Annotated in this window: 5 protein-coding genes; all 5 read left to right on the top strand. The window is 53.7% G+C overall.

Translation table 11 applies throughout. The features are described 5' to 3' along the window. The first annotated feature begins 85 nt into the window (after positions 1 to 85). The 5 genes from AC3WLT_RS36675 to AC3WLT_RS36655 all read left to right on the top strand — a co-directional run bounded on the left by AC3WLT_RS36675 (position 86) and on the right by AC3WLT_RS36655 (position 6,995). Positions 86 to 754 (top strand): Vgb family protein, encoded by a 669-nt coding sequence (locus AC3WLT_RS36675; protein WP_492596447.1) that lies wholly within the window; start codon positions 86 to 88, stop codon positions 752 to 754. Positions 755 to 1,389: 635 nt separating this feature from the next. Continuing rightward, complete coding sequence (locus AC3WLT_RS36670) at positions 1,390 to 2,925, top strand: class I SAM-dependent DNA methyltransferase (protein WP_492596446.1); 1,536 nt, start codon at positions 1,390 to 1,392, stop codon at positions 2,923 to 2,925. Next, complete coding sequence (locus AC3WLT_RS36665; protein WP_492596445.1) at positions 2,922 to 4,466, top strand: restriction endonuclease subunit S; 1,545 nt, start codon at positions 2,922 to 2,924, stop codon at positions 4,464 to 4,466. Before AC3WLT_RS36670 ends, AC3WLT_RS36665 begins: the two co-directional genes overlap by 4 nt. A gap of 1 nt (position 4,467) precedes the next feature. Continuing rightward, positions 4,468 to 6,144, top strand: a complete 1,677-nt coding sequence (locus AC3WLT_RS36660; protein WP_492596444.1) for an AAA family ATPase — start codon at positions 4,468 to 4,470, stop codon at positions 6,142 to 6,144. Then, a complete protein-coding gene (locus AC3WLT_RS36655; protein ID WP_492596443.1) occupies positions 6,141 to 6,995 on the top strand; it encodes a hypothetical protein in 855 nt (284 codons plus the stop codon). Before AC3WLT_RS36660 ends, AC3WLT_RS36655 begins: the two co-directional genes overlap by 4 nt. The last annotated feature ends 251 nt before the right edge of the window (positions 6,996 to 7,246 follow it).

Genomic DNA, 7,246 nt, shown 5'->3' with positions numbered 1-7,246 from the left:
GACTTCCTGCGGGGCGGGGGACTTCCTGCAGAGCGGAAAACTTGGGGCGGCCCGGTGTTTTCTTGAGGATAACCAGGATGGAAGCATGAATCGATCCGCAGCCAAAATCGTCCGTGAATACGGACCCTTTCCGGGTGTCGACCAGGTGGGTGGGGTCACGTACGACGGTCAGCAAGTCTGGTTTGCTAGCGGAGACAAGCTGAACGCCCTCGATCCGGCGAGCGGGAAAACGCTGCGCTCGATCGATGTCGCCGCGCATGCCGGAACGGCCTTCGACGGCCAGCACCTGTTTCAGATCGTCGAGGATTGCATCCAGAAGATCGATCCGACGACCGGCCATGTGCTCGCGACGATCCCGGCGCCCGGCGGCGGCGCTGACTCGGGGCTCGCGTGGGCCGAAGGGACGCTCTGGGTGGGGCAGTATCGGGACCGGAAGATCCATCAGATCGATCCCCAGACAGGGGCGATTCTTCGCACCATCGAATCCAATCGCTTCGTCACCGGGGTTACCTGGGTCGACGGAGAACTCTGGCACGGCACCTGGGAAGGTGATGAGAGCGAGTTGAGGCGAGTCGATCCTCGCACGGGAGAGGTCCTCGAGAGGCTCGATATGCCGGCCGGAATAGGCGTGTCGGGACTCGAGTCCGATGGCGGCGATCAGTTCTTTTGCGGAGGGGGAAGCAGCGGGAAGGTGAGAGCCGTGCGCCGGCCCAGGCGAGATGCCGAGATCCCCGTCGACGCCACGAGCAAGTAGTTGGCGAATGAGCGGCACGTAAGCAACAAGTATGCGAAGCGGCCGAACGGATCGATCAGGTAGGCGGAGAGGTCGAGGCCGCTCAACTTCGCGGTCTCGATGATGGGATTCGCGGAACAGGGGCAAGGTCATCCGTCCCAGAAACAACAAAGCCGACGCTAGGTCGGCTTTGTTGTACAGCATATTCTTGCTCTTTGTTGTCTGTTAGTCAGGCATATCGTTGCACTTGCAGCAAAAGTATGGCGCCTGATTGACACGTTGGTGATGCTGGAATCCTATTGGTGGGAGGAGGACGAACTAATCAACGGAGCCTTTATTCTACGGGGCTCGCTGTAACTTCATTTTCTAACATACCCCCAAAACAACCCCCGCCAGCGGCACCCCTAGACTTAATGCAACAAATGCACAGGACGTACCCCGCGATGTTTGGTAGAGCGGGGAATCCAGCTTAGGCTCAGGGCCAAACACGAGCCACCGGACTCCAAAAACTGCATCGACCAAACGAGACGCACAATAATCGCAGATGCTGGCACCGAGCATCTTGCAAACAAGTGCCAGCTCACGGCTGCGCTGACCTGCCCCAAGGCGCGGCTCGACAGTCTGCACGGTATAATTTAACGTTGCGTGGAATCGGCATGGCGCCGTTGAGGGCCAGACAACGCACAATTTTCGTTGCGCTCCTAGATTTGCCTGAGGGCCTAGTCGCGATTCCCAAAGTATCAACTCTTACAGAGGTCAGTGTGCCCCCTAAGCCTGCCGCAACCAGCCAAGAACTTGTCAGGCGCATTTGGAGCCTTTGTCACATTTTGCGCGGGGATGGAGTCAGTTACCACGAATACATTTCGGAACTGACATACCTTCTTTTCTTAAAAATTGCTGAAGAGACAGAAACCGAGTCTGCGTTGCCAGAGGGCTGTCGCTGGCGCGACCTAGCCGACTATGACGGTTCCGATCTGTTGACTTTCTATCGAGACATCCTTACCTATCTTGGGGGACACGCGTCGACTCCAATTGTCCAAGAAATTTACGCATTCCCTACAACGGTCTTCTCACACTCGGAGAACCTGAAGGCCGTAATCTCCGGAATCGGGAAGCTCGATTGGCATTCGGTGACTGCCGACGGGATGGGCGATATCTACGAAGGTTTGCTGGCCCGCAATTCACAAGACGCTCGGTCAGGCGCAGGTCAATATTTCACGCCCCGACCGCTTGTAGATAGCATGGTGAAGTTGATGCGACCTCGACTTGGTGAGTTGATTCAAGACCCTGCATGCGGTACTGGAGGGTTCCTGATCTCCGCCAAGCAGAGTATGGCAAATGAGACATCGCCTGAAGACTATGCATCGAAACCTCCGTCATTTGAAGGCTCGGAAATCGAGAAGGGAACCTATCGCATTTGCCAAATGAATTCGTTCCTTCACGGACTGAATGCAACGATCATCCTTGGCGACGCATTGACTTCTGATGCGGATGCTTTACAACCTGCGGACCTAATCTTGGCTAACCCGCCCTTTGGTAACAAAGCGGGCAGCGCGAGAAAGACGCGAACAAACTTGCCGCATCACACAACAAACAAGCAGCTCGCATTTTTACAACACATTTGGTTCGGTCTCAAAGAGGGCGGCAGGGCGGCTGTTGTAGTGCCTGACAATGTGCTGTTCGAGGATGGCGTCGGACGGCTAATCCGCTCCAACCTGATGAGTGATTGCGATCTCCACACCATCCTGCGGTTGCCCAACGGAATATTTTATAGCCAAGGCGTAAATACGAACGTTCTGTTTTTTACTCGGCGGTCCGGCGCCGCAGACAACAGCGCTCGCATTTGGGTCTACGACATGCGAACCGGCATGCCTCGATTCGGAAAGACGCGACCGCTAACGTGCTCGCATTTCAAAGAGTTCGAATCGTTATTCGGGAACGATCCATGCGGTCGGAGTATGAGAGCCCTGCAAGACGGAATCGAGCGCTGGAGATATTTTGATCGGGAGCAAATTTCAGCCCGAGAGGACAATCTCGATCTCGTTTGGCTCACGTCGAATGAAGAGGATGCAGAGACGACCGACATTACACCTCAAGAAGCACTGTCTACTGTTCTCTACCATCTGCAAACCGCTATGGCCGAAATCGAGCAACTAGTGGATGAGTTTGCCCCGGAGGAGACCGAACGGTGAGCACGCTACCGCAAGGCTGGGCGGCGACGACAATCGGTGCAATCGCGACGCTAGACAACGGACGCGCATTTAAGCCAAATGAATGGGCAAAATCGGGCCTTCCAATCATTCGCATTCAAAATCTGAATAAGCCCGATGCTCCCTTCAACTATTTTTCTGGTGAAGTTGCGGAACGGCATCTTGTTCAAACCGGCGACCTTCTGTTTGCCTGGTCAGGCACGCCTGGCACCTCGTTTGGGGCGCATATCTGGCGCGGACCAACCGCCGTACTCAACCAACATATATTCAACATTCGAGTTGATCAACAATTTGTTGACCGCGATTACTTACGGCTTGCGATAAACCAAACTCTCGACGAGCAAATTGCGAAGGCGCACGGAGGAGCAGGACTTCGCCACGTGACTAAGGGTGCATTCGAATCAACTGAGATCACTCTTCCCCCAGTGGCGGAGCAAAAACGCATCGCAGCGCGGATCCGCATTCTGGAACAGCGAAGCGATGTAGCTCGCAACCATCTTGACACCGTACTCGCATCCGTCGAGACGGCGCGAGCATCACTGTTGCAGGGAGCGTACGACCTCACATTACTCTCGAAGCAGGATCGAGACGAAGTTACCCTTGTTTCAGTCGGCGATATCGCATTGAGTCTTACATACGGTTCGTCGGCGAAATCGGCAGCCACTGGCAATGTTCCGGTACTTCGGATGGGCAATATCCAAAAGGGCGAGCTGGATTGGTCTGACTTAGTATTTACTTCCGATGCACGAGAAATTGAGCGTTACATGCTTACAGCTGGCGATGTTCTCTTCAACCGAACAAACAGTCCGCAGCTCGTCGGAAAAACTGCGATCTATCGGGGAACCCGCCCGGCGATCTTTGCCGGCTACTTGATCCGAGTAAGGTGCTCCGACCAAATGTTGCCGGAGTATCTAACTCACTGTATAAACAGCCCTACTGGACGAAAATATTGTCGTCTTGTAAAGAGCGATGGAGTGAGCCAGTCAAACATCAACTCAAAAAAGCTTGCTGCGTTCGAGTTACCTTGCCCCAGCATCACCGATCAGCGTGAACTCGTGCACCGAGTAGATACCGGCCTAAAGAAGTTAGCGGGCGTCGCGAGTCAAGCACAATATGCCGCGAAAAATCTGGATGTGCTGTACAAAGGTCTGGTTCATCAAGCTTTATCGGGGCAGTGGCAAACGAGCCGTACATCGGACGAGCCTGCCACAGTTCAGCTTGAAATGCTCGCGGCCGCCAAGATAACAAGGTCTACCAAGCCACTGATCAAAGCGGTAGGGCTAGGAGGTAAAAAGATGCGCAAGACGGTGCTAGATCTTTTACAAGAAGCCAAAGACTGGGTCCCAGCCCAACTGCTCGCTGAGCAATATGGAATCGGATTTGGCACACGAACAGAGAACATAGAACCGTTTTTCGCTGAGCTTCGAGAACTCGATGTAGCAGGCACTTTGCTTGTCGAGTCAGTCCACGATCTTTCCGGGACTAAAGTCGGACAGCGACTACGATTGAAGACTTCCGTTTAATATGCGCGTAGATAAACTTCGGATTGGGAGCGACAAGGACAGCGCGACCCATCGGTTCAAGAACCTTAAGAATGTCACGATCGACTTCGAACAGGGTGAATGGGTAACGGTCGTTATCGGGTGGAACGGCACGGGCAAATCGAACGTGCTCGAGGCAATGGCGACTATTTTCCGTGAATTGATTTGGCCAAGGAAGACGCCGCGCATTGATTTCGCATTCGGGCTGACGTACCGAATTGGCCGAGGCGAAACCCAGCGAACAGTTCAAATTGAACACGATCCTGATAAGAAAACGCCGTTCCAAATTGCCGTAGTTCCTGCTCTCGCTCCCGATGGTTTCGGGCCGCCTGCGCCGCAGCATCCTACAATTAAGCAATTTCTTGGCGATGAAACCAATCTTCCCCGCTACGTTTTCAGCTACTACTCCGGGGAAAGCTCACGGATGCACAATGTTTTTTCGCCGTACCTTCAGTGGTATGACGAACAGCTCCGGGAAGGCAAGGATCCAGGTCTAAAGAGACTTTTCTACGCATTGCCAGTGCATAGTCAATTCGTATTACTCGCATTTATGATCGGTTCCTCCAGCGAAGCGTCCAGCTTGCTGCGTGACCACTTAGGACTCAACCCAGACGACGCCTTGGAATCAGTGCTATTTGTGCTGCGGGAACCCCCATGGAAACCGCATCCTGATGGTGACCCTCGGTTTTGGGGAGCAAGAGGGGTAGTAAGCACCTTTCTCGCTCGACTCATGGAAGTGGCTTTGGCACCCGTCGAGGTGGAACGTCGCGTTCCAACTTCGCTCTGGAATACAGAGCTATTACAGTTCAAGTATCTTTTTATCAAGGATATTGAAGCGCTTCGTGCCTTAGTAGGCTCGCAGTCGCCTGCAAAATTCTTCAGAGATCTTGAGAGTACCGACGTGTCGCAACTGCTTGATGAGGTGCGCATAAAGGTCAAGCTGAAGAAAAATGACGGGACAGTCACATTCAGTGAGCTGAGCGAAGGCGAGCAACAACTCCTGACTGTGTTGGGCTTACTAAAATTCACAGCCGAGGACGAAAGCCTTTTCCTGTTGGATGAGCCGGATACGCACCTCAACCCAAAGTGGAGTGTCGAGTACTTAGCGTTTCTGAAGGAGTTCGTTGGCAGCTCTGCGGCGGAACAAGAGTCGAGCCATGTGATCATGACGACGCACAATCCGCTCGCAATCGCAGAGCTCTCAAAAACCCAAGTGCAGATCCTCCGCGCTCATGGCGACGGAGACGACCGTCGAATCGTTTCCTCGTTTCCAGAAGCAGATCCTAGAGGCATGGGATACGCGTCGATTGTCACGAGCGAAATGTTCGGCATTGCGTCTTCCCTTGATCGCTCGACGCAGCTTGACCTTGAGAAGCAGCGCCTTCTTTCGATGAAAAGGGAGCTCACTCAGGGTGAAAAGGAGCAACTTGATCAGGTTAACGAACGTCTCGACCGTCTAGGGTTCCGCTTCTTCTATGCCGATGATGAGTACTCTCGATACCTCCGCCTGCGAAGAAGCGAGTTGGAACAGAGATTCCAAACGGAGGACTCTGACAGTTTGGCAGGCAGCGTTTTGAGTATGAGCCGAGAAGAGCGAGAAGCACTATCACGTCGACTTTTAGCGTCATTAGCGGATGATGCGGAGGGTGCGGAGAGTTGAGATACGTTGACATAGAGGCGCTACGTCTACCCGACGGCTGGCTTGCAAAGGCAGAAGCCGCTACACGCGCGATTACCCAAGGGATCGCGGTGCCTACCGGCAGCGATGACATCTGGCAAGGCATCAAGGCAAGGCTCGCCGAATTGCTCGTCAATAAATGCTGGTTCTGCGAGACACCGATTACTCGATCTGACAATGCAGTCGACCACTTCCGTCCCAAAGGACGTGTCAGCGACGCGTCGATGCCTCACTTCGGCTATAAATGGCTAGCGTGCGAGCGAGGCAATTTCAGATACGCATGCACCTTCTGCAATAGTCGTCGTATCGATGTGGAAAACGGGACGAGCGGTGGCAAAGCAGACAGGTTCCCGCTGCTGAATGAACCGGCACGCGTATATGCAGTAAACGCGGCGACCCTAGATTTCGACGATCTGCTCCAGACCGTGCACGGAGAACGGGTCGAGATATTGGATCCCTGCGATCTAAACGACTGGGAATTACTGGGATGCATGCGTGAAAATGGGCGCCCGTGTTCGACCAAGGACGATACGATCTCCGTCCGAAGAGTAGAAAAGTCGACAGAGGTCTATCACCTAGACCACGAGCCGACGTGCAAGCAACGGCACTTAACAGCGGTGATGCTTTTAGAGGCCGTACGCGATGCAAAGGCTGCCTTCCTCAAAATCGATATAAATGATCCGCGAACCGAGGTGGCTTTCAATAAAGTTGCGCGACGAGTAAAACGCATGATTGAACGAAATGCCCCCTATAGCGGCGAGATGATTTTTTTACTTCGCGGTCAACGCTCGCCGGATGTTCACCCTTGGATTGAACAACTTCTTGTGGTTTGATGCGTCACAAGCAAGCACCCGGAGAGAGACAGGAAGACCGTGATGGCCTTTCTGCGAGGACTTGTTAAAGAAAAGGCTTACGTGCTTCGTGCGATGACTCGGTAACCACGCCCGCCGAACGCAGCGACACGGGATTCTCCCGTTTCAAACAAATTAGTTCACCAGCGCCTGTCATGTAAGCACTCGATGAGTACCGTCACGATTGACGTTGACGCGCGAGAGGCTTGGCTGCTAGCGAACGGGATCGATTT

The sequence above is a fragment of the Paraburkholderia sp. FW306-2-2C-D06C genome (genome assembly GCF_058781505.1).
Note: the sequence above shows the minus strand (reverse complement) of the source record. Positions and strands in the feature narration are given on the sequence as shown.

What these genes read in the sequence shown, in the direction of transcription:
- AC3WLT_RS36675 (WP_492596447.1), top strand. Translation starts at nt 86, where the DNA reads ATGAATCGATCCGCAGCCAAAATCGTCCGTGAATACGGACCCTTTCCG.
- AC3WLT_RS36670 (WP_492596446.1), top strand. Translation starts at nt 1,390, where the DNA reads ATGGCGCCGTTGAGGGCCAGACAACGCACAATTTTCGTTGCGCTCCTA.
- AC3WLT_RS36660 (WP_492596444.1), top strand. Translation starts at nt 4,468, where the DNA reads ATGCGCGTAGATAAACTTCGGATTGGGAGCGACAAGGACAGCGCGACC.